The organism is Salmonella sp. JXY0409-18 (assembly GCF_020268625.1).
Lineage (GTDB): Bacteria > Pseudomonadota > Gammaproteobacteria > Enterobacterales > Enterobacteriaceae > Salmonella > Salmonella enterica.
In genome coordinates, this window is sequence record NZ_CP084216.1 from 2,121,177 (window position 1) to 2,141,341 (window position 20,165).

Consider the following 20,165-nt stretch of genomic DNA (forward strand, 5'->3'; position numbering starts at 1 on the left):
GGAGTTAAGATCAAGTGGAGTGGTCACATGCGCTATTTTTTTATGGCAGAGCCGATAAGGGCAATGGAGGGGGATTTACTGGGTGTCGAAATCACTACCCATTTTGCATCGTCGCCCGCTCGTCCGCTACACCCTGAGTTTGTTATCTCGTCATGGGACAATTCGCAGAAGCGCCGTTTTCTGCTTGATCTGTTGCGGACAATCGCGGCCAAACATGGCTGGTTTCTACGCCACGGCCTGTTCTGTATCGTAAATATCGATCGGGGTATGGCGCAGCTTGTCCTTCAGGACAAAGATATTCGCGCATTACTACACGCCATGCTATTTGTGGAGCTGCAGGTCGCTGAACATTTTTCATGTCAAGATAACGTCTTAGTCGATCCTTTAATACACGCGCTTCATAAACAACCTAATCCATTATGGCTGGGCGACCTGGGCGTAGGGAACGCAACCGCTGCGCCATTAGTTTGCGGGTGTTTTAGCGGTGTAAAACTTGATCGCAGCTTTTTTGTCTCACAAATTGAAAAAATGACGTTTCCGCTGCTCGTCAAACATATCCGGCATTATTGTGACAAGATTGTGGTGGGTGGCCAGGAAAACGCACGCTATTTGCCGGCGTTAAAAACGGCAGGCATTTGGGCAACCCAGGGCACGTTATTTCCTTCCGTTGCGTTAGAAGAGGTTGAAACATTGCTGTTGGGCAGTCGCATGAACACCCTCAGAGAATCGAACTGAGGGTATTTGTTTCGCTTAGCGATCCTTTCGCCATGCGTCAGCGGTCAGCGCCTCGCCAAAATGGCCTGCGATTAAACGGCGGGTAAGCTCATGTAGCGGAGAGGCGAGCACATCGGCGGTGCTGCCGCGTTCAACCACTTCCCCCTGATGCATCACTAATACCTGATCGCTAATATGCTTCATCATGCCGATATGCTGCGTGACATAGATATAGGAGATGCCTTGTTTTTCCTGCAATTCAAGCATCAGATTGATGAGCTGCGAGCGCATGGACATATCAAGCGAAGCCAGCGCTTCGTCCGCGATAATGACTTTAGGGCGTAAAATCAGCGCGCGGGCCAGGCCCAGACGCTGTTTCTGCCCCGGTGCCAGCATATGCGGGTAGTAGCTCACGTGATCGGGCAATAGCCCCACCATACGCATCGTCTCGACAATCTGTTTGCGCCGCTGTTCCGGCTCCAGATCGGTATTAAGGCGCAGGGGGAAGTCAAGGATCTGTGAAATACGTTGACGTGGATTCAGTGACGTTGAGGGGTCCTGAAAAATCATTCGAATACGTTGGCTTCGAAACGAATAGTCGCCGTAATGCAGGGGATGATCGTCAATAAGAAGCTCGCCGCTGGTGGGTTCAATCATGCCGGCCAGCATCTTTGCCAGCGTGGATTTGCCGGAACCGTTTTCGCCGATAATGGCCAGAGTCTGACGCTCACGAAGCGTAAAGCTTAATGGTTTCACGGCGTCGACGGTCTGGCGGCGAAACCATCCTGTCCGGTAGCGAAAGGTTTTACTCAGGTTGCGCACTTCAAGCAGAGTTTCCACCATATCACTCTCTCTCCATATTCAGCGGAAAATGACAGGCATAGAGATGATTTTTCGCGCCGGTTAAGCGTGGCGTGATAATGCATTCTCGTTGCGCGTAAGGGCAGCGCGGCCCCAGACGACAACCTATCGGTAACTGCTCCAGTAGCGGGATCGCGCCCGGCAGCGTATTCAGACGGCTTTTATGCGGCATCGCACTGCCAAAATCCGGAATCGCGCGGATAAGCGCCTGCGTATAAGGATGATGTGGCGTCGTCACCAGATCTTTACTTGGCGCGGTTTCTACCGTCTGGCCGCAGTATAAAACGTTGATTTTGTCAGCCCACTGACTCAGCATTTGCAGGTCGTGGCTAATCAACAGAATGGTGGTATTACTGTTTTGATTCAGTCGGGTCAGCAGGCGAAAAATTTGCGCCTGCGTCGTCGGTTCCATTGAGTTGGTGGGTTCATCAGCGATCAGGAGTCGCGGTTGATTCGCCAGCGCGATAGCGATCATGACTTTCTGACACTCGCCATCGGTCAGTTCATAGGGAAAACTGCGCATCGCGTCTTTATGATCTTTAATTCCCACCCGGTGCAGTAATTCAATAGCACGCCGTTTACGCCAGCCTAAACGCTGCCACCAGCGGCCTTTATAGGTCCAGGCGGGAATATTTTGCATTAGCTGGCGGCCGACGCGTTCGGAAGGATCAAGGCACGACTGCGGCTCCTGGAAGATCATCGACACATTATGCCCGACCAGCTTACGCCGTTCACGAGAGGAGAGGCGCAGCAGATCGATATCATCAAAACGCATACGGTCGGCAGTGACTCGCCAGTTGTCTTTCGCGACGCCGCAAATAGCTTTAGCAATCAAGCTCTTTCCGGAACCCGATTCACCTACCAGGCCGCGAATTTCGCCTTCGCTTAATGTCATACTGACGCGATCGACCGCTTTTACCCAACCTTCGCTGGTTTTAAATTCAATGGTGAGATTGCGGATATCCAGTAACGGCATTATTCCACCCCCGCAATAATCGCACGACGAATCCCATCTCCGAGCAGGTTTACCAGTAAAACACTGAGCGTTATCGCCGCGCCGGGTAGCATAACGGTCCACGGCGCGACATAGATTAGCTCCAGCGCATCTCCCAACATGGCGCCCCATTCAGGAGAGGGAAGCTGCGCGCCGAGATCTAAAAATCCCAGCGCGGCGATGTCCAGAATCGCCATCGACAGCGCCCGGGTAATTTCGGTGACCAGACCGGCGGTAATATTCGGTAAAATGGCGAACCACAGAATATTCAGCGTTGTCGCGCCATCCAGACGGGCGGCAATGACGTACTCTTTTTCCAGTTCATCATGCACCATGCTATAGACGGAACGTACCATTCGCGGCAACAGGGCCAGCCAGACGGCAAACATCGCGTGTGACAGATGTGGGCCGGCAAATGCCACGACGATAATCGCCAGCAAGAGCGAAGGGATGGAAAGCAGCGTGTCCAGAATATGGTTCAGTACGGCAGAGCGTAAACCGTGCGTCGCGCCTGCCACTACGCCGAGGACTAATCCACATAGCGTAGCCGCCAGCGTTACGATAAACGCGCCGCCGACCGTGGGCGCCGCGCCGCTTAACAGGCGGCTCAGCACATCGCGCCCCAGATCGTCAGTCCCCAGAAAAAAGGAGACTTCGCCATAGCGTGACCAGGAGGGCGGCAGTAGCTGATAGCCCAAAAATTGCTGATCGATACCATAGGGCGCGATCCAGCCGCCAAAAATACACAACAACGCCAGACCGGCGCATCCATACAGACCCACCATCGCAGGCGCGTCGCTATAAAATTTGCGCCAGGCAGTACGCAGGGTGCCTGGCGGGCGCTTTTCGCTGTAGACGCTATCGTAAGGCATATTTACTCGTTTTATTTTTGTTTACCATGCTTTATGTCTTTTGAAATTTTAAAACATTATCAATTAGTTATCGAGCATTGGGGTTTTAATTTTGTGCACTTTGAGGTTATCAATTATGCAAAATGTGTAAACTAATGTGCATATCCTCTCATGGAGTGTACACATTGCTTGCCGATACAAAATTAAGAAAGGCTCCTGCAAAAAAAGAGACCGAATCAAGGTCATCTCAGACGCTCATGGTCTCAATGTCAGGCTCTCTACATCCGGCAGTATAACATTCTTTTACCGATACAGATGGAACGGGAACGCTGCTCAACTGACGATTGGCGATTATCCAACCATATCACTATCTCATGCCAGGGAACGCCGTCAGTACTTTAGATCATGGTTAACTGAGGGACTCGATCCTCGTCGCCAGATGGTACTGGAGAAGAAGAAAAAAACAGAAGCGTTAACCGTAAAAGAACATACGACTACTGGGAGAAGTTTTAGCACTGTACGGAATTTGGGCCAGGGTCATTAAGACCGACAGTGGCGGCTGGCGCCAGTTCGGAGTATGGCGCGATCAGGATGTTGCGGTATTAGTCTCTGGGAGGTTCACAATAAGACAGATCGGAATACTCCGGCATGGGGTGTTGCGTCTTAAACCGCTGCAGCGGGTCAGCAGGGGGAATTATATTTATTAGCTCAGATGTGAGCTGACAGTTACCGATTATTTATACAGTAACTGTCAGTTTACAATATCGCAAAAACATTAACAAAAATATAATTTTGATGATAACCCCTTGATCTACCCAAAAGTAATAGAGCTGAGTTTATGATTTAATCTATAGGACTTTCCAGCGTTACTCTTACGGACTTTCTTTTTACAGTGATAGTTGGCGGGATCGTCGTGCTTCTAAGATGTGTAAATGGGATTTCACCAGCATAAAATACACCAGCACCATGGTAACCAGAAACTTTGACATCTATGTAGCCTCTACTCCAGATCTCATTAGCAACCCTCTCTATAAAAGTATCACGTTCTCCAAACACCATTCGTTCAAAGAAACCAGCATTTCTATTCGCTTTATCTATGTCCTCCTTTTTAAAACTATTAGGCTCTCTTTTATCTGCGGAATAACAACTACTAATCCTTATATCCTTTATAACCTCTAAAACTTTATTAGCAACCAGAATATCAACCAGTTGTTTTGCAGAAAAAACAGAGTCGCCACTGGCTAGAACATTAGTGCCTGCTGCACCATGACCGGTAATATAGACCTTTTTAAACGCACTTAATGTGATCTCATCTAGTATGAGGTTTTCTTGCTGCCGTGCAACAATACCTACAGCTGCTCCGCAATTTACATCATTAGTGTATTGTTGCAGATCAATGTGACTCGAAAGAGTTTTATAATGAGTGCTGATTGTTTTTTCAAATTCGGACGCTGCGTCTTTACTTATAAAAACACCAGGATATAAGTGCTTCCCAGAAAAAACTCTGGATATTTGTTGTCCCAGCATATGCAGGCAAGCCGATTTGTTGAAGCCTTTCTCTCCCATTACTAACAAGAAACCACTTTTTTGCTCAACCTGTGAAATATTATAAGCAATATTAGCTACCCTAATAATATCTTTGGCTAGGTTAGTTGCGCCATTTCCGAAGTGGCAGTGCCGGGGGCTGTCCCTCTAATATTGAGAATCGCGGCAGAAATAGGTTTCATCATATTCACCTCTCATGTAGTGATAATGGTTATTATGTGATATTTACTTTTTAATATTTATTTGTTATCACTTACCTGCTGTCCAGTCAATATTAATACATGATTACGCCTATTTTTACATTAATTTTACTGGTGCGGGATTGTATGATCTTGTTATTACTCAACGTAAGCCTCTGTTTATATATAATAAAATTGGAGAAATCTGTTGACTGTATTTTATTTACATTAATATAAATATGCTATGAATTATTACGCATGCATAATCTAACGTTATTAGATGCTATATCCGTAACCGGGTCTGAGGTGAGCATGGCTAAATTACCGCGCCGTAAATGCAAAGTTTGCCGGGAATGGTTTTCTCCTGCTTACAGCAACGTTGTCTGGTGCTGTCCTGAACATGGCGCTATCTACGCGCTGGAACTGCGTGCCAGGCGTATCAGGGATAAATACCAGACGGATAAAGCCGAACGCCAGGCGAACGCCGCAGTTTAAGGATAGGCATTGTGTGATTACGGGGATTTTCGTGCCCGTAAACCAGGGAGGTTTGTTTTTCTAATTTTATCCAGCGAGACGTAAAGTATGACTGAGCCATGGTTAGCACTCGGTTTAACACATTAGGTGGTTTGCCTGATAGTTTCTGTGGGAGGGGGTATGATAAAAAAGTAATATTATTTTTAGTGTTTTTCTGATTATGCAAGTGCCGTTGATTTTGTATATCGTGTTGACTCGAGACCTTCAGATGTGATTTTTCGGGATGGTTTTGCTTCGCACGGTAATAACAGGAATCTTCAGCAACATATAAGAGATGACTCCTGTGCATCCGGTAGTCGAGACAGTACTATATTGCGACTATCTCAGATATTAATGAGTCTTATAATATAGCACGATTATATTACTCCAGAGCAACATTTAGCGGCAGGTTGTACAGATACAGAATCCGTGCAGACAATAGTTTCTACAGCCTTCCGCCGTCTGTTGCTTATATTGAGTTATGTGGTATCCAGTTTGGTCATTTTGAGCGAGTGATGATGCGGTTACAAAGTGAGTATGTATCTGTAAATTCTATCCCAATTGAAAATATCCATGAAGCAGTTGAGCTTGTTTACGAGAGAAATGCAAGTATGGTAAATATTGTTGGAGTGGATTATGAAAAAGAAATTAAAGGTTCTGACTCTTGCTCTTGCGTCATTATCCAGTGTTTGTTATGCAGCTATGGCTGATTATGATACGTATGTGAGTAATGTTCAGATTAAAAACCTGTCTTATGGTGTGTATACGTCAGGGGATAAGGAAACTCAGTTTTTTTGTATCGAACTGAAGCGCGGGAGTGAGGCTATTAGTGTCAATGCCATGTGTAAAGTGGATGTGTACGGGAATCATAAACAGGGGTTTGATAACATGCTAAATATAGCAAAGTATTATTATACAACAGGGGGGGATGTAAGGATATATTATAAAGAGAATGTTTGGCGCGACCCCGATTTCAAAAGTGCATTCTCTTCCAGGGAATTAATTGCGATAACTACTTGTAGCTCATCAAATTATTGTATGGGGCCTATGTTGACAAATTAAATGTTGCTGGGTATTAAACGCTCTAAAGAACAGGCTTAATCTTGTTGGTGAGACGATTATGTCTGAACCTTTATCAGGTTCCTGTATGGCTGTAGCGATCTGTGGGGCAACGATATTCAGACTGTTTACTGGAGCGGATTTTGGGATTGTATTTTGAGCATTTGCGGGAACGTTGTTCGTGGCAACAATGCCGCAGATACTGTCACCCCAAAGCACTCCTTCAAGCTTCTGACAATTGTGGGTGGTTTGTTTGATGGAGTGCCTCTTAAGATTAGAACTCTCACCATAAAGGCTGCGCATTTACGTGGCCTTTTTCGTATTCAGCCTCACGGGAAACACTCACTACGCGCTTTGTTGGATAAATCCAGCCCGTGAAGCCTGCTCCTTTTAGTCAGGACGTTATCAGAAGGGGACACACTGGTTGTATGGAAGCTTGATCGCCTGGGTCACAGTATGCGTCATCTGGTCGTTCTGGTAGAAGAATTGCGCGAACGCGGCGTTAATTTCCACAGCCTGACCGACAGCAGCATAGACACGTCGACGCCAATGGGGCGATTCTTCTTTCATGTCATGGGCACACTCGATGAAATGGAACGTGAATTGATTGTGGAAAGAACCCGCGCTGGACTGGAAGCGACAAGGGAGAGGGGGTGTAATGGTGGCCGACGACCGAAACTAACATTGGAACAATAGGCGCAGGCCGGGCGTTTGATTGGGGCTGGCGTACCGCGACAGCAGGTAGCGATACGTAGTGAAACCCGGAGGCGCTGATACAGAAGATAAATCTCCGGCAATCATCATCGAAGCATGGACTGCCGGAGAAAGTAGAAAACAAAGTGTATATATTTGTGTACTAAAAAACGAACTTATCACAAAAATAAAAGCATAACTTTTTGATTTAATGATATTTTTATTGTTTCTTATCGTAAGGCATACCATTCCTTATGTTTCAGAGGGTTAGCCATAGCACCCAAAATATCGGAAATCACATTGACCACAATAACCAGCGACCCAATGACCATCACGCCAGCGGAAATAGCGGCATAGTCCTGCTGACGAATGGCGTGAATTAACCATCGTCCCAGCCCAGGCCAGCTGAAAACCATTTCGGTAATCATCGCCAGCGTTAACATGGTTGAAAACTGCAGGCCAAGACGGGGAATGACCGGCGGCAGCGCATTATGCAACACGTGACGACGTAAAATCGTAAAGCGCGACAAGCCGCGCGTGGCCGCCGCTTTAACGTAGTTCTGATCGTAGACCTCAATAGTGCTGATTCGCATCAGGCGGATCACTTCTGTGGTCGGCGCGACGGAAAGCGTGAGCACCGGTAAAACCATATGCCGTATGGCGCTCATTACCATTTCATCGCGCCACGGCGAATCTGAAATCCAGGCGTCAATGATGGCGAAACCGGTAACCGGTTTAACTTCGTAAAGCAGGTCAAATCGCCCGGATACCGGCAGCCACCCCAGCGTGAGCGAAAAGAACAGTGTGAGCAGAAGCGCCAGCCAGAAAACCGGAATTGAGAAACCTAATAGCGCCAGCGCGCTGATAAAACGATCCGGCCATTTGCTACGCGTCACGCCAGCCAGCATCCCGACCGGGATGCCGACCATCAGCGCAAAACCAAAGGCGAGAATGCACAGCTCCATCGTGGCGGGAAACACCTCTTTAAGCTGTTCGGAGATCAGCTGGCCGTTAATGCTGGACACGCCAAAGTCCCAGTGCAGCAGACCATTGAACCAGAAAACCCAGGCATTCCATAATGATGCGCCTTGTAGCGGCGCGTGCGGCGTAAAATAGCTCAGGCTAAAGCCGATAAAGGTCAGGAAGAATAGCGTCACCAGCAACAGCAATAACCGACGCAGGGTGAAGATAATCATGGTTTTTTCACCTCTTCGTGTTTTTCGCGGGAGACGCCGGCAAAAGACGCATTGCCGAACGGGCTTAACACCAGCCCTTTAATATCGTAGCGGTAAGCCTGCAGGCGTAGTGATGATGCCAGCGGCAGTATCGGCAGCTCTTTCTCCAGGATATTCTGCGCTTCCTCATACGCTTCTATGCGCGAAGCCAACTGCTGCGACGACAGTGCTTTACGCAGCACGCTGTCAAATTCAGGGTTACACCAGTGGGCGAAATTGGTTTGCGAATTGATGGCTGCACAGCTTAACAGCGGTCTGAAAAAGCTATCCGGATCGTTGCTGTCCGTGGCCCAGCCGGATAAGGTCAGATCGTGATTCATATCCATCAGGCGCGCCTCCTGGAAACGACCTTCAACCGGCACAATGACCACTTTTACGCCAATCTGCGCCATATCCGCCTGAATAAGCTCCGCCGTTTTTAGCGGACTTGGGTTCCAGGCCTGAGAACTAGTCGGCACCCAGAGATGCAGCGTAAGATTCTCAATGCCCAGCGCTTTTAGCTGTTCGCGCGATTTTTCCGGATTGTACTCCGTAATTTTGGCATCGTTATCGTAAGCCCATGAGGCTCTCGGTAAAATGGAGGCTGCGGTTTCTGCCGTGCCGTAATAAATCGACTGCATCAGGCGCTGGTTGTTGATCGATAAGGCCAGCGCATGGCGCACTGCGGGATTATTCAACGGCGGCTTATCGGTGTTAAAGGCCAGATAGGCGATATTCATCCCCGGGCGCAACGTCAGGCGCAAACGCGGATCGTCGCGTAAAATAGTTAGCTGGCTGGCGGCGGGCCAGGCCAGAACATCGCATTCACCGGTCAGTAATTTTGATAAACGCCCGGTACCGCCGGAGCCTAAATCCACTACTACTTGCGGCATCAGCGGTTTGCCGCGCCAAAAACCATCGTGGCGCTGGAGACGAATAAACTGCCCGGCACGGTACTCCGAAAGCTGGAAAGGCCCGGTGCCGACCGGTTGGCGGTCTAGCAGTTCCTGACGATCTTTTCGGCTAAGCTGCGCGGCGTACTCAGCGGACATGACGGAAGCGTAGTGTGTAGCCAGATGCCATAAAAAGGAGGCGTCTGGCTGCGTCAGGCGAAACTCAACGGTGTTATTGTCCAGCTTACGCACGCTTTTTACATTGTCGGCGAACTGTAGGCTATCAAAGTAGGGGAAGCTACTGCCGTTGATGTTATGCCACGGATGCCGACGATCAAAAATCCGCTGAAAGGTAAAGACAACATCATCAGCATTGAGTTTTCGGGTCGGCGTAAACCAGGCGGTTTTTTGAAAGGAAACGTCGCGGCGCAGGTGAAAACGGTACGTTGCCCCGTTATCCAGCACTTCCCAGCTTTCTGCCAGCTCTGGGACTAAACGATAAGTATAGGGATCGACATCCAACAGGCGATCATATAACTGGGCGGCCAGGGTATCGACGATGAGGCCGCTGCTCGCTTTTTGCGGATTAAAGGTGTTGACCTGCCCGCTAACACAATACACAAAGCCGCTATCGCGAATATCTGCACTCGCAGTTTGTTCGGGCGCAGCCGCAGCCGTAGCCTGACTACTCAGTAGACCCGCTATCACGATCAGAGACGATAAAACCAGGCGCATAATAGTTAAGTTTTTGAAGTTCAATTTGCAAAGTGTATCGCACTTCGGCCCGCCACGTAAAAATGTCGGTGGATAACTGGCGTAAATGTCGTCAATTAGCCGGAGAAATAGCTAAAGCTGATGCTTTTTAAGCAAGGCGCGAAACTGGTGGTAGGTGAGCGCCAGCAAATCGGCGGCTCGTTTCTGGTTAAATTTCGCCTGCTGTAAGCTACGTTGCAGCAGCGCTTTTTCCTGTTGCAGTTGAAACTCCCGCAACTTGAGCGGCAGGTCGGGCGTGGCGGTTGCCGATGGCAGGGCGGGCGCGGGCGGTTCGGCGGGATGGCGTTGAAAAGGATCGATAACAATTTCATCCAAAGGATGTTCACTACTGCCGTGGCGATACACTGAACGTTCGACTACGTTTTTCAGCTCGCGGACATTACCCGGCCAGGCGTAATGCAACAACGTTTCTTTTGCCCGATCGGTAAAACCGGGAAATAAGGGCAGACGTAGTTCACGACACATCTGAATAGCAAAATGCTCGGCCATCAGCATGATATCGCTCTGGCGTTCGCGCAGCGGCGGCAGTTGTACAACATCAAAAGCCAGCCTGTCGAGCAGATCGGCACGAAATGTCCCTTCCTTTACCATGGCGGGTAAATCGGCATTGGTGGCGCATACTAATCGCACATTAACCTGTAACGGCTGGCTGCCGCCGACGCGCTCTAGCTCGCCATATTCAATCACCCGCAGCAGCTTTTCCTGTACCAGCATCGGCGCTGTCGCCAGTTCATCCAAAAACAGCGTGCCGCCATCGGCGCGTTCAAAGCGACCGGGATGACGTTTTTGCGCCCCGGTAAAAGCGCCCGCTTCATGACCAAACAGTTCGGAGTCCAGCAGATTTTCGTTAAGCGCCGCGCAGTTAAGCGAGATAAGCGGCCCCTGCCAGCGTGAAGAGAGATAGTGCAGGCGATTGGCGATAAGTTCTTTACCCGTACCGCGTTCGCCAATAATCAGCACTGGCTTATCCAGCGGCGCGAGCCGGGAGACTTGTTCCAGTACTTCAAGAAAACGGTTTGCCTCGCCGAGCAGGTTATCTTTAAATTCAGCCATGATGAAAATCGCCACTTGTTAGTGTTTTTCACCACTTTATCCTTTTTTGCTGGCGAGGTAAAACGAAACAATTTCTTTATTATCAGTCGCATGAAAAGTTGGCACGCAAATTGTATTAATCATGTAGCAGGGCATCGCCCGTTATCAGAACATTATGTGAGGATTGAATTATGGGTATTTTTTCTCGTTTTGCCGACATCGTGAACGCCAATATCAATGCGTTGTTGGAAAAAGCGGAAGATCCGCAGAAGCTGGTGCGCCTGATGATTCAGGAGATGGAAGATACGCTGGTGGAGGTTCGCTCGAACTCCGCGCGTGCTTTAGCGGAAATGAAACAGTTATCCCGTCGTATTGAACAGGCTACGGCTCAGCAGATCGAGTGGCAGGAAAAAGCGGAACTGGCTCTGCGCAAAGATAAAGACGATCTGGCGCGCGCCGCATTGATTGAAAAACAAAAGCTGACCGATTTAATTGCTACGCTTGAACAGGAAGTCACGCTGGTGGATGACACGCTGGCGCGCATGAAGAAAGAGATTGGCGAGCTGGAAAACAAACTCAGCGAAACACGCGCTCGCCAGCAGGCGCTGATGCTGCGTCATCAGGCGGCGAGTTCTTCCCGTGATGTCCGTCGTCAGCTTGACAGCGGCAAACTGGATGAAGCCATGGCGCGGTTTGAATCCTTTGAACGTCGTATCGATCAAATGGAAGCGGAAGCGGAAAGCCATCGTTTTGGTAAGCAGCAATCGCTGGACCAACAATTTGCCAACCTGAAAGCCGATGATGAAATCAGCGAGCAGCTGGCGCAGTTGAAAGCCAAAATGAAGCAAGATAATCAATAATGACAATGGCGGCGCCGGTACGCGCCGTCGCTCATCAGCTTTAGGTGTAAGGAGAACGCATGAGCGCGCTATTTCTGGCCATCCCGTTAACCATTTTTGTGTTGTTTGTGTTACCGATTTGGCTGTGGCTGCATTACAGCAACCGCGCCGGTCGGGGAGAACTGTCGCAAAGCGAGCAGCAACGCTTACTGCAACTCACAGACGATGCGCAACGTATGCGCGAGCGCATTCAGGCGCTGGAAGACATTCTTGATGCAGAGCATCCGAACTGGAGAGAGCGCTAATGGGTGGAATCAATCTGAATAAAAAACTATGGCGTATGCCGCAAAAGGGCATGGTACGTGGCGTTTGCGCCGGGATCGCCGACTACCTTGATGTACCGGTAAAACTGGTGCGTATTCTGGTCGTGCTGTCGATTTTCTTTGGGCTGGCGTTTTTTACCGTAGTGGCCTATATCGTTCTGTCTTTTGTACTGGACCCTATGCCGGATAATCTGGCCGCAGGCAAACCGCAGCCGACCAGCGGCGAACTGCTGGATACCGTAGACAGAGAGCTTGCCGCAGGCGAAAAGCGTTTGCGAGAAATGGAACGCTACGTCACGTCAGATACGTTCACACTGCGTAGTCGTTTCCGTCAACTGTAAGTGATATATCGGGAAGGTGAAGATGAATACTCGCTGGCAACGCGCCGGGCAGAAGGTGAAGCCCGGCTTCAAAATAGCAGGTAAGCTGGTTCTGTTGACCGCGTTACGCTACGGGCCTGCCGGCGTGGCGGGATGGGCGGTAAAATCCGTCGCCCGTCGTCCGCTAAAAATGTTGCTGGCGTTTGCGCTGGAGCCAGTACTTCGTAAGGTGGCGAATAAAATTTCGCAGCGTTACAAATAGCGAGTCTGGTCATAATATTTCGTTAAGCTCTGGCGTATAGTGTGTGCGAAATACATTACGTGTCAGGACGGAAGTATGTTGAAAAAAGGAATATTTGCGTTAGCGCTATTCGTAGCCATGCCGCTTTATGCCGCAGAATACTGGATAGATGTCCGCATTCCGGAACAATATCAGCGTGAGCATATTCAGGGCGCGATTAATATCCCATTGAAGGAGATTAAATCTCATATCGAAACGGTAGTTCCAGACAGGAACGATACGGTAAAGTTATATTGCAACTCCGGGCGACAGTCGGGCATGGCAAAACAAATGTTGCTTGATATGGGGTATACGCACGCGATGAATATGGGCGGCATCAGTCGTCTTGATATGCCGAAAGTAAAAAAATAGATAATCTATTGCTCAATACTCATACTAACCGCGGCGCTTAATGCGCCGTTGTTGATCTCTCCGGGTAGTTGATAATAACGTTTTTGCACATATCTATAACGCAGGCTCGTTATTATTTTTTCTTCTCTTCAGGCTCAACAGGATGTCAATGAAGCGACTTAAAACTGAACTCAACGCGCTGGTCAATCGTGGGGTAGACAGGCATTTGCGTCTTGCCGTAACCGGGTTGAGCCGCAGCGGTAAAACAGCGTTTATCACGGCGATGGTTAACCAGTTGCTTAATGTCCACGCGGGCGCGCGCTTACCGTTGCTCAGCGCGGTACGCGAAGAACGCCTGCTTGGCGTAAAGCGCGTGCCTCAACGTGATTTTGGTATTCCCCGTTTTACCTACGACGAGGGGATACTTCAGCTTTATGGCAATCCTCCCGCATGGCCCACACCGACGCGCGGCGTCAGTGAGATTCGGCTGGCGTTGCGCTATCGCTCAAACGACTCGCTGCTGCGCCATTTTAAAGATACCTCGACATTGTATCTGGAGATTGTGGACTATCCAGGGGAATGGTTACTCGATCTGCCCATGCTGGCTCAGGATTATTTAAGCTGGTCCCGTCAGATGAACGGCTTGTTACAAGGACAACGCGCTGAGTGGGCCGCAAAATGGCGGCAACTTTGCGACGGACTCGATCCGCTGGCGCCCGCCGATGAAAACCGGCTGGCGGAGATTGCCGCCGCCTGGACGGATTATTTGCATCAGTGTAAATCGCAGGGATTGCACTTTATTCAGCCTGGACGGTTTGTTTTGCCGGGCGATATGGCGGGTGCGCCAGCGTTGCAGTTTTTCCCGTGGCCGGATGTGGACGCCTTCGGCGAGTCAAAACTGGCGCAGGCGGATAAGCAGACCAACGCTGGAATGCTGCGCGAACGCTTTAACTACTATTGCGAAAAAGTGGTCAAGGGGTTCTACAAAAATCATTTTCTACGCTTTGATCGCCAGATTGTGCTGGTCGACTGTCTGCAACCGCTTAATAGCGGGCCGCAGGCGTTTAATGATATGCGTCTCGCTTTAACGCAGCTGATGCAAAGTTTTCACTATGGTCAGCGAACTCTGTTTCGCCGCCTGTTTTCGCCGGTGATTGACAAATTGCTGTTCGCCGCGACGAAAGCCGACCATGTCACCCTCGACCAACATGCCAATATGGTGGCCTTGCTCCAGCAGCTTATTCAGGATGCCTGGCAAAATGCCGCGTTTGAAGGCATTAGTATGGATTGCCTGGGGCTGGCGTCGGTACAGGCGACCACCAGCGGCGTGATTGAGGTCAACGGTGAAAAAATCCCGGCTTTACGTGGAAACCGTTTGAGTGACGGCGCGCCGTTAACCGTGTACCCCGGCGAAGTGCCTTCGCGTTTGCCGGGGCAAGCGTTTTGGGATAGTCAGGGTTTTCAGTTCGAAGCCTTTCGTCCGCAGGTGATGGATGTTGATAAACCGTTACCGCATATTCGTCTGGACGCTGCGCTGGAGTTTTTAATAGGAGATAAGCTGCGATGAGCGAACCGTTAAAACCGCGTATTGATTTTGCAGAACCGCTAAAGGAGGAACCTACGTCGGTCTTCAAAGCGCAGCAAACTTTCAGCGAAGCGGAGTCGCGTACATTTGCGCCTGCAGCTATCGATGAGCGCCCGGAAGACGAAGGCGTGGCAGAAGCGGCGGTCGATGCCGCGCTGCGTCCCAAACGCAGCCTGTGGCGTAAAATGGTGATGGGAGGGCTGGCGCTGTTTGGCGCGAGCGTGGTCGGGCAAGGCGTACAGTGGACAATGAATGCCTGGCAAACTCAGGACTGGGTCGCTTTAGGCGGCTGTGCCGCAGGCGCGCTGATCGTTGGCGCTGGCGTGGGATCGGTGGTCACGGAGTGGCGGCGATTATGGCGCTTGCGCCAGCGGGCGCATGAGCGGGATGAAGCGCGTGAACTGTTACATAGCCATAGCGTCGGGAAAGGTCGCGCATTTTGCGAAAAACTGGCGCAGCAGGCGGGGATTGATCAATCACATCCGGCATTACAACGTTGGTATGCCGCTATTCACGAAACGCAAAACGACAGGGAAATCGTCGGGTTGTATGCGCATCTGGTACAGCCGGTACTTGACGCGCAGGCGCGACGTGAGATTAGCCGTTTCGCCGCGGAATCGACTTTGATGATCGCCGTCAGCCCGTTAGCGTTGGTGGATATGGCGTTTATTGCCTGGCGTAATTTACGCCTGATTAACCGTATCGCAACGCTGTATGGCATTGAACTTGGTTATTACAGCCGCCTTCGTCTGTTCCGTCTGGTGTTGCTGAATATCGCGTTCGCGGGAGCCAGTGAGCTGGTGCGTGAAGTCGGTATGGACTGGATGTCTCAGGATCTGGCCGCACGCCTGTCCACGCGCGCGGCACAGGGGATTGGCGCAGGTCTCCTTACCGCTCGACTGGGAATAAAAGCGATGGAACTATGTCGACCATTGCCGTGGATCGATAACGATAAACCACGTCTCGGTGATTTTCGTCGTCAGCTTATCGGTCAGCTAAAAGAGACGTTACAAAAGAGTAAGTCGTCGCCTGAGAAATGACCTTCCACAGGGCGCTGACTGCCTGGCTTTACGCCGCAGCGCCCGTTTTTCCGTCATGCTGTCAATATTTGTTGACAGAATCCTTCCTGCCAGCCGAATAGTGGCTTATCATCTATTTAATGGTTCATTATTCAGGTGAAGGTTCCCATGCGTCTGGAAGTCTTTTGTGAAGACCGACTTGGTCTGACCCGCGAATTACTTGATTTACTGGTGTTACGTAGCATTGATTTACGCGGAATCGAGATTGATCCCATTGGGCGAATTTATCTTAATTTTGCTGAGCTGGAATTCACCGACTTTAGCAGCCTGATGGCCGAAATCCGCCGTATTTCCGGCGTAACGGATGTCCGTACCGTTCCCTGGATGCCGTCCGAACGTGAACATCTGGCCCTGAGCGCGCTGCTTGAGGCGTTGCCGGAGCCGGTGCTCTCATTGGATATGAAGAGTAAAGTGGAGATGGCGAACCCGGCGAGTTGTCAGCTTTTTGCCCAGAGCCAGGAGCGAATGCGGCACCATACCGCCGCACAATTAATCAATGGCTTCAATTTTCAGCGCTGGCTGGACGGTAATCCGCAAAGCTCCCATAACGAACATGTCGTGATCAACGGGCAAAACTTCCTGATGGAGATTACGCCGGTACATTTACAAAACGAAAATGACGAATACGTGTTGACCGGGGCGGTCGTGATGTTGCGTTCCACTATTCGTATGGGGCAGCAGCTACAGAATTTGTCCACGCAGGATCTGAGCGCGTTTAGTCAGATTATTGCCGTGAGCGCAAAGATGAAGCACGTCGTTGAGCAGGCGCGCAAACTGGCGATGCTCAGCGCGCCGCTGCTGATTACCGGCGATACGGGAACCGGCAAAGATCTTTTCGCCTATGCCTGTCATCAGGCAAGCCCTCGTTCAGCGAAGCCGTATCTGGCGCTCAACTGCGCTTCAATCCCGGAAGATGCGGTAGAAAGCGAACTATTTGGCCATGCGCCGGAAGGTAAAAAAGGCTTTTTTGAACAGGCGAATGGCGGTTCGGTGCTGCTGGATGAAATTGGCGAAATGTCGCCGCGTATGCAGGCGAAGCTGCTACGTTTTCTCAACGATGGTACGTTCCGTCGCGTCGGCGAAGATCACGAAATTCATGTTGATGTCCGCGTTATCTGCGCCACGCAGAAAAATCTGGTGGAGCTGGTGCAAAAAGGACTGTTCCGCGAAGATCTCTATTATCGACTTAACGTTCTGACGCTTAATTTGCCGCCGTTGCGCGATTGTCCGCAGGATATTATGCCGTTGACCGAACTGTTCGTGGCGCGTTTTGCCGACGAACAGGGCGTTCCGCGACCGAAACTGTCTGCCGATCTGAGTACGGTCCTCACTCGTTACGGCTGGCCGGGTAACGTTCGCCAGCTTAAAAATGCGATTTACCGGGCGCTGACGCAACTGGAAGGGTATGAGCTGCGTCCGCAGGATATCCTGCTGCCTGACTACGATGCCGCGACGGTGGCAGTCGGCGAAGATGCGATGGAAGGTTCGCTGGATGACATTACCAGTCGTTTTGAACGTTCTGTCCTGACCCAGCTTTATCGTAGCTATCCGAGTACGCGTAAACTGGCGAAACGGTTGGGGGTATCGCACACCGCGATTGCCAATAAGCTGCGTGAATATGGTCTGAGCCAGAAGAAGGGTGAAGAGTAGAAAAAAAGAAGGCCTCTGGATAGAGGCCTTCTTGTGACAAAAGAGCACCGCCTGTAGCACTGACAAACGTAGCGCCAGCAGTCGCTGGCTTATGCCTTCAGGACATTAAGCGCGGCGTCGTAATCCGGCTCGTGGGTGATTTCATCCACCAACTGGCTGAAAATAACGTTGTCGTTTTCGTCAAGCACGATGACTGCGCGCGCCGCCAAACCTTTCAGCGGGCCGTCAACGATTTCGACGCCGTAGTTTTTCAGAAACTCGTTATTACGCAGAGTGGAAAGCGTAATAACGTTGCTCAGGCCTTCCGCGCCGCAAAAACGCGACTGTGCAAAAGGCAGGTCAGCAGAAACGCACAATACGACGGTATTCTCCACTTCTGTGGCCAGTTGATTAAACTTACGAACTGATGCGGCGCATACGCCAGTATCAATGCTTGGGAAAATATTCAGCACTTTGCGTTTGCCTGCATATTGGCTGAGGGAAACGTCAGACAAATCTTTTGCGACAAGAGTAAAAGCCTGTGCTTTGCTACCAGCCTGCGGAATAACGTTGGCAACGGTGACCGGGTTACCCTGGAAATGTACAGTCTGTGACATAATTATGTTCCTATTTACTTATAGTTAACGTCGAAATCCAGTTTAAGTCATTATTCATTAACACGGCAAATACTATTTGTAGCAAGCCGCGTCCGGCGCTATCAGAGGGGAAGAGATGAGATCTGTTAAGGTATATGAGGAAACCTGGCCGTTGCATACGTCTTTCGTTATTGCGCGTGGTAGCCGAAGCGAAGCGCATGTTGTCGTTGTCGAACTGGAAGAAGAGGGCGTAAAAGGCATCGGGGAATGTACGCCATATCCACGTTATGGTGAAAGTGATGCCTCGGTCATGGCGCAAATCATGAGTATTGTGCCTCAGTTGGAAAACGGGCTGACTCGCGAAGCATTGCAGAAACTGTTGCCGGCAGGCGCGGCGCGCAACGCGGTGGATAGCGCCTTATGGGATTTGCAGGCCCGCCAGCGGCAGCAAAGCCTTGCCGGGCTGCTCGGCGTGACGCTGTCCCCGGTTTTTACTACCGCGCAAACGGTAGTGATAGGCACGCCGGAACAGATGGCAGCCAGTGCGGCGGCACTATGGGAAAAAGGGGCGACGTTGCTGAAAATCAAACTCGATGCTCGTCTGATTAGCGAACGTATGGTGGCGATCCGCGCGGCGGTGCCGGAGGCGACGCTCATTGTGGACGCCAATGAATCGTGGCGTCCGGAGGGGCTGGCGGCGCGTTGCCAGTTACTGGCGGATCTGAATGTCGCGATGCTGGAGCAACCGCTGCCCGCGCAGGATGACGCCGCCCTGGAAAATTTTATTCATCCGTTGCCTATCTGTGCAGATGAGAGCTGCCATACTCGCAGTAGTCTGAAAGCCCTGACGGGGCGCTACGATATGATCAACATTAAGCTGGATAAAACCGGCGGTCTGACCGAGGCGCTGGCGCTGGCAACGGAGGCGCGGGAGCAAGGATTCGGCCTGATGCTGGGCTGTATGCTCTGTACATCAAGAGCGATTAGCGCCGCGCTGCCGCTTATGCCGCAGGTGAGCTTCGCCGATCTTGATGGCCCAACATGGCTGGCGGTTGATGTTGAGCCCGCGCTACGCTTTACGACGGGTCAACTCCATCTTTAGGATGCCAGCGGAGCAGATTCGACATAGCCAGCAGGTATTTTTCGCTGGCTTCATCGGCAGAAACAGGGGGAAACTCGGCGGTAATGCAGTGCAGGTTGAGGTCGGCGCACCAGCTGCCAAACGAACCGGGCGTTTCGTAACCAACGCTGGTCACCAGCGGCAACGCAAACGCATCGGCCAGCCACTCGCCTAGCTCGCTGCGACGTGGATCTTCAATGCAGGCTAGCGGATCGTGAAAAGAGACGACCCAGGCGGGTTGGAGTCGATGTATTAACTGGCAAAGCGCCTGGGTTTCCGGTTCTGAGCCGGGATGGTCGCCGGTTAGCAGCACGACATCACGCTCTTGCGCGCGGCTATTCCAGCGATAAACTGTTTCACCCGCTTTCCAGTTGGCGGCGGGAAAGTTACGGTTTAAATCAATGCCATTTGCATTTGCCCTTAATCCCAGTTGACAGCCATCAGGATTAACGGCAAGTACGACATGATGACGGCGAAGGGAAGGATTTAAGGTGCGTAACGCACAGGAGAGCGTCACCACGGATGAGGTTTCATCCCCGTGGGTGCCAGCCAGTATCAGGCCGCTTTCGCGATCGGCGGCAGGCGCCGGAAACCAGATTAGCGGTGCGCCTAGTAGCGAACGTCCATAATGTTCAGTGCCTGGCGGAAATGCGCCGCGCTCGGCACGGGGGCGGGTGACAGTCATACATGTTTCCCGAAGCTGAGACCAGTAGGGTAATCA

Annotated in this window: 21 protein-coding genes and 4 pseudogenes; 16 read left to right on the forward strand and 9 right to left on the reverse strand. The window is 50.8% G+C overall.

Annotation, left to right across the window (positions count from 1 at the left end):
* Window positions 1-27 precede the first annotated feature (27 nt).
* A complete protein-coding gene (locus LDB27_RS10195; RefSeq protein ID WP_001268408.1) occupies window positions 28-735 on the forward strand; it encodes an EAL domain-containing protein in 708 nt (235 codons plus the stop codon).
* A 15-nt stretch (window positions 736-750) separates the two neighbouring features.
* On the opposite strand, the gene sapF is transcribed toward LDB27_RS10195, so the two are convergent.
* Genes sapF through sapC form a run of 3 tightly spaced genes read right to left on the reverse strand, consistent with a single transcriptional unit; the run spans window position 751 to window position 3,441 of the window.
* Entirely contained in the window at window positions 751-1,557 is an 807-nt protein-coding gene (sapF, locus tag LDB27_RS10200) for a peptide ABC transporter ATP-binding protein SapF (RefSeq protein ID WP_000230462.1), read from the reverse strand.
* Window position 1,558: 1 nt separating this feature from the next.
* Entirely contained in the window at window positions 1,559-2,551 is a 993-nt protein-coding gene (gene sapD, locus LDB27_RS10205) for a peptide ABC transporter ATP-binding protein SapD (protein WP_001128869.1), read from the reverse strand.
* Window positions 2,551-3,441 (reverse strand): peptide ABC transporter permease SapC, encoded by an 891-nt coding sequence (sapC, locus tag LDB27_RS10210; protein WP_001146150.1) that lies wholly within the window; start codon window positions 3,439-3,441, stop codon window positions 2,551-2,553. The genes sapD and sapC overlap by 1 nt, the downstream gene beginning before the upstream one ends.
* Window positions 3,442-3,575: 134 nt before the next feature.
* Here sapC and LDB27_RS10215 point away from each other — a divergent pair.
* Window positions 3,576-3,930 (forward strand): annotated as a pseudogene (locus LDB27_RS10215) (Arm DNA-binding domain-containing protein); the annotation flags it as partial.
* Between the two features lie 333 nt (window positions 3,931-4,263).
* Here the strand turns inward: LDB27_RS10215 and LDB27_RS10220 are convergent.
* A complete protein-coding gene (locus tag LDB27_RS10220) occupies window positions 4,264-4,986 on the reverse strand; it encodes a hypothetical protein (RefSeq protein ID WP_001605114.1) in 723 nt (240 codons plus the stop codon).
* Window positions 4,987-5,456: 470 nt separating this feature from the next.
* On the opposite strand from LDB27_RS10220, the gene LDB27_RS10225 reads away from it, so the two are divergent.
* The 5 genes and pseudogenes from LDB27_RS10225 to LDB27_RS10245 form a co-directional block, all read left to right on the forward strand.
* On the forward strand, window positions 5,457-5,639 hold the full coding sequence (locus LDB27_RS10225; protein WP_001096568.1) for a recombination protein NinG: 183 nt from the start codon (window positions 5,457-5,459) through the stop codon (window positions 5,637-5,639).
* 131 nt (window positions 5,640-5,770) lie between these two features.
* Window positions 5,771-6,274, forward strand: a pseudogene (locus LDB27_RS10230) (pertussis toxin-like subunit ArtA); the annotation flags it as partial.
* Window positions 6,275-6,293: 19 nt separating this feature from the next.
* Window positions 6,294-6,719, forward strand: coding sequence for a subtilase family AB5 toxin binding subunit (locus tag LDB27_RS10235; RefSeq protein WP_000727927.1), 426 nt, complete (start codon window positions 6,294-6,296; stop codon window positions 6,717-6,719).
* Between the two features lie 58 nt (window positions 6,720-6,777).
* A pseudogene (locus tag LDB27_RS23945) lies at window positions 6,778-6,948 on the forward strand (putative holin); the annotation flags it as partial.
* Between the two features lie 158 nt (window positions 6,949-7,106).
* Window positions 7,107-7,409: pseudogene (locus tag LDB27_RS10245) on the forward strand (recombinase family protein); the annotation flags it as partial.
* Window positions 7,410-7,639: 230 nt separating this feature from the next.
* On the opposite strand, the gene sapB reads toward LDB27_RS10245, so the two are convergent.
* The 3 genes from sapB to pspF all read right to left on the reverse strand — a co-directional run bounded on the left by sapB (window position 7,640) and on the right by pspF (window position 11,343).
* Complete coding sequence (sapB, locus tag LDB27_RS10250; protein WP_000583298.1) at window positions 7,640-8,605, reverse strand: peptide ABC transporter permease SapB; 966 nt, start codon at window positions 8,603-8,605, stop codon at window positions 7,640-7,642.
* Entirely contained in the window at window positions 8,602-10,251 is a 1,650-nt protein-coding gene (gene sapA / locus LDB27_RS10255; RefSeq protein ID WP_001241619.1) for a peptide ABC transporter substrate-binding protein SapA, read from the reverse strand. The genes sapB and sapA overlap by 4 nt, the downstream gene beginning before the upstream one ends.
* 111 nt (window positions 10,252-10,362) lie before the next feature.
* Window positions 10,363-11,343, reverse strand: coding sequence for a phage shock protein operon transcriptional activator (gene pspF, locus LDB27_RS10260; protein ID WP_001543112.1), 981 nt, complete (start codon window positions 11,341-11,343; stop codon window positions 10,363-10,365).
* A 170-nt stretch (window positions 11,344-11,513) separates the two neighbouring features.
* On the opposite strand from pspF, the gene pspA reads away from it, so the two are divergent.
* From pspA to tyrR, 8 genes are all read left to right on the forward strand, one after another.
* Window positions 11,514-12,182: a phage shock protein PspA gene (pspA, locus tag LDB27_RS10265; protein WP_000511012.1), complete on the forward strand. Its 669-nt coding sequence runs from the start codon at window positions 11,514-11,516 to the stop codon at window positions 12,180-12,182.
* 59 nt (window positions 12,183-12,241) lie between these two features.
* Window positions 12,242-12,466: an envelope stress response membrane protein PspB gene (gene pspB / locus LDB27_RS10270; protein ID WP_001274953.1), complete on the forward strand. Its 225-nt coding sequence runs from the start codon at window positions 12,242-12,244 to the stop codon at window positions 12,464-12,466.
* A complete protein-coding gene (gene pspC / locus LDB27_RS10275; RefSeq protein ID WP_000508938.1) occupies window positions 12,466-12,825 on the forward strand; it encodes an envelope stress response membrane protein PspC in 360 nt (119 codons plus the stop codon). Before pspB ends, pspC begins: the two co-directional genes overlap by 1 nt.
* A gap of 22 nt (window positions 12,826-12,847) precedes the next feature.
* The gene (gene pspD / locus LDB27_RS10280; RefSeq protein ID WP_001097608.1) at window positions 12,848-13,066 is read left to right on the forward strand and encodes a phage shock protein PspD; all 219 of its coding nucleotides are present in this window, start codon (window positions 12,848-12,850) and stop codon (window positions 13,064-13,066) included.
* 75 nt (window positions 13,067-13,141) lie between these two features.
* Window positions 13,142-13,456 (forward strand): thiosulfate sulfurtransferase PspE, encoded by a 315-nt coding sequence (pspE, locus tag LDB27_RS10285; RefSeq protein ID WP_000913432.1) that lies wholly within the window; start codon window positions 13,142-13,144, stop codon window positions 13,454-13,456.
* 148 nt (window positions 13,457-13,604) lie between these two features.
* Window positions 13,605-15,002 (forward strand): YcjX family protein, encoded by a 1,398-nt coding sequence (locus LDB27_RS10290; protein ID WP_000825860.1) that lies wholly within the window; start codon window positions 13,605-13,607, stop codon window positions 15,000-15,002.
* Complete coding sequence (locus LDB27_RS10295; RefSeq protein ID WP_001294478.1) at window positions 14,999-16,060, forward strand: YcjF family protein; 1,062 nt, start codon at window positions 14,999-15,001, stop codon at window positions 16,058-16,060. Before LDB27_RS10290 ends, LDB27_RS10295 begins: the two co-directional genes overlap by 4 nt.
* Window positions 16,061-16,207: 147 nt before the next feature.
* Entirely contained in the window at window positions 16,208-17,749 is a 1,542-nt protein-coding gene (gene tyrR / locus LDB27_RS10300; RefSeq protein WP_001235493.1) for a transcriptional regulator TyrR, read from the forward strand.
* A gap of 89 nt (window positions 17,750-17,838) precedes the next feature.
* Here tyrR and tpx read toward each other — a convergent pair whose 3' ends face one another.
* Complete coding sequence (tpx, locus tag LDB27_RS10305; protein ID WP_000084401.1) at window positions 17,839-18,345, reverse strand: thiol peroxidase; 507 nt, start codon at window positions 18,343-18,345, stop codon at window positions 17,839-17,841.
* A gap of 115 nt (window positions 18,346-18,460) precedes the next feature.
* Between tpx and ycjG the strand changes: the two genes are divergently transcribed.
* Window positions 18,461-19,426, forward strand: a complete 966-nt coding sequence (ycjG, locus tag LDB27_RS10310; protein ID WP_001258079.1) for an L-Ala-D/L-Glu epimerase — start codon at window positions 18,461-18,463, stop codon at window positions 19,424-19,426.
* On the opposite strand, the gene mpaA is transcribed toward ycjG, so the two are convergent.
* Entirely contained in the window at window positions 19,401-20,129 is a 729-nt protein-coding gene (gene mpaA, locus LDB27_RS10315) for a murein tripeptide amidase MpaA (protein WP_000219104.1), read from the reverse strand. The two genes, ycjG and mpaA, sit on opposite strands and share 26 nt — an antisense overlap.
* Window positions 20,130-20,165 lie beyond the last annotated feature (36 nt).

Bases quoted from the DNA above. Each gene is read 5' to 3' on its own strand.
- sapB (WP_000583298.1), bottom strand. From the start codon at position 8,605: ATGATTATCTTCACCCTGCGTCGGTTATTGCTGTTGCTGGTGACGCTA.
- pspE (WP_000913432.1), top strand. From the start codon at position 13,142: ATGTTGAAAAAAGGAATATTTGCGTTAGCGCTATTCGTAGCCATGCCG.
- LDB27_RS10195 (WP_001268408.1), top strand. From the start codon at position 28: ATGCGCTATTTTTTTATGGCAGAGCCGATAAGGGCAATGGAGGGGGAT.
- sapA (WP_001241619.1), bottom strand. From the start codon at position 10,251: ATGCGCCTGGTTTTATCGTCTCTGATCGTGATAGCGGGTCTACTGAGT.
- sapF (WP_000230462.1), bottom strand. From the start codon at position 1,557: ATGGTGGAAACTCTGCTTGAAGTGCGCAACCTGAGTAAAACCTTTCGC.
- mpaA (WP_000219104.1), bottom strand. From the start codon at position 20,129: ATGACTGTCACCCGCCCCCGTGCCGAGCGCGGCGCATTTCCGCCAGGC.
- LDB27_RS10290 (WP_000825860.1), top strand. From the start codon at position 13,605: ATGAAGCGACTTAAAACTGAACTCAACGCGCTGGTCAATCGTGGGGTA.
- sapD (WP_001128869.1), bottom strand. From the start codon at position 2,551: ATGCCGTTACTGGATATCCGCAATCTCACCATTGAATTTAAAACCAGC.
- pspF (WP_001543112.1), bottom strand. From the start codon at position 11,343: ATGGCTGAATTTAAAGATAACCTGCTCGGCGAGGCAAACCGTTTTCTT.
- pspA (WP_000511012.1), top strand. From the start codon at position 11,514: ATGGGTATTTTTTCTCGTTTTGCCGACATCGTGAACGCCAATATCAAT.
- LDB27_RS10235 (WP_000727927.1), top strand. From the start codon at position 6,294: ATGAAAAAGAAATTAAAGGTTCTGACTCTTGCTCTTGCGTCATTATCC.
- LDB27_RS10295 (WP_001294478.1), top strand. From the start codon at position 14,999: ATGAGCGAACCGTTAAAACCGCGTATTGATTTTGCAGAACCGCTAAAG.
- pspB (WP_001274953.1), top strand. From the start codon at position 12,242: ATGAGCGCGCTATTTCTGGCCATCCCGTTAACCATTTTTGTGTTGTTT.
- pspC (WP_000508938.1), top strand. From the start codon at position 12,466: ATGGGTGGAATCAATCTGAATAAAAAACTATGGCGTATGCCGCAAAAG.
- LDB27_RS10225 (WP_001096568.1), top strand. From the start codon at position 5,457: ATGGCTAAATTACCGCGCCGTAAATGCAAAGTTTGCCGGGAATGGTTT.
- tpx (WP_000084401.1), bottom strand. From the start codon at position 18,345: ATGTCACAGACTGTACATTTCCAGGGTAACCCGGTCACCGTTGCCAAC.
- LDB27_RS10220 (WP_001605114.1), bottom strand. From the start codon at position 4,986: ATGGGAGAGAAAGGCTTCAACAAATCGGCTTGCCTGCATATGCTGGGA.
- ycjG (WP_001258079.1), top strand. From the start codon at position 18,461: ATGAGATCTGTTAAGGTATATGAGGAAACCTGGCCGTTGCATACGTCT.
- pspD (WP_001097608.1), top strand. From the start codon at position 12,848: ATGAATACTCGCTGGCAACGCGCCGGGCAGAAGGTGAAGCCCGGCTTC.
- tyrR (WP_001235493.1), top strand. From the start codon at position 16,208: ATGCGTCTGGAAGTCTTTTGTGAAGACCGACTTGGTCTGACCCGCGAA.
- sapC (WP_001146150.1), bottom strand. From the start codon at position 3,441: ATGCCTTACGATAGCGTCTACAGCGAAAAGCGCCCGCCAGGCACCCTG.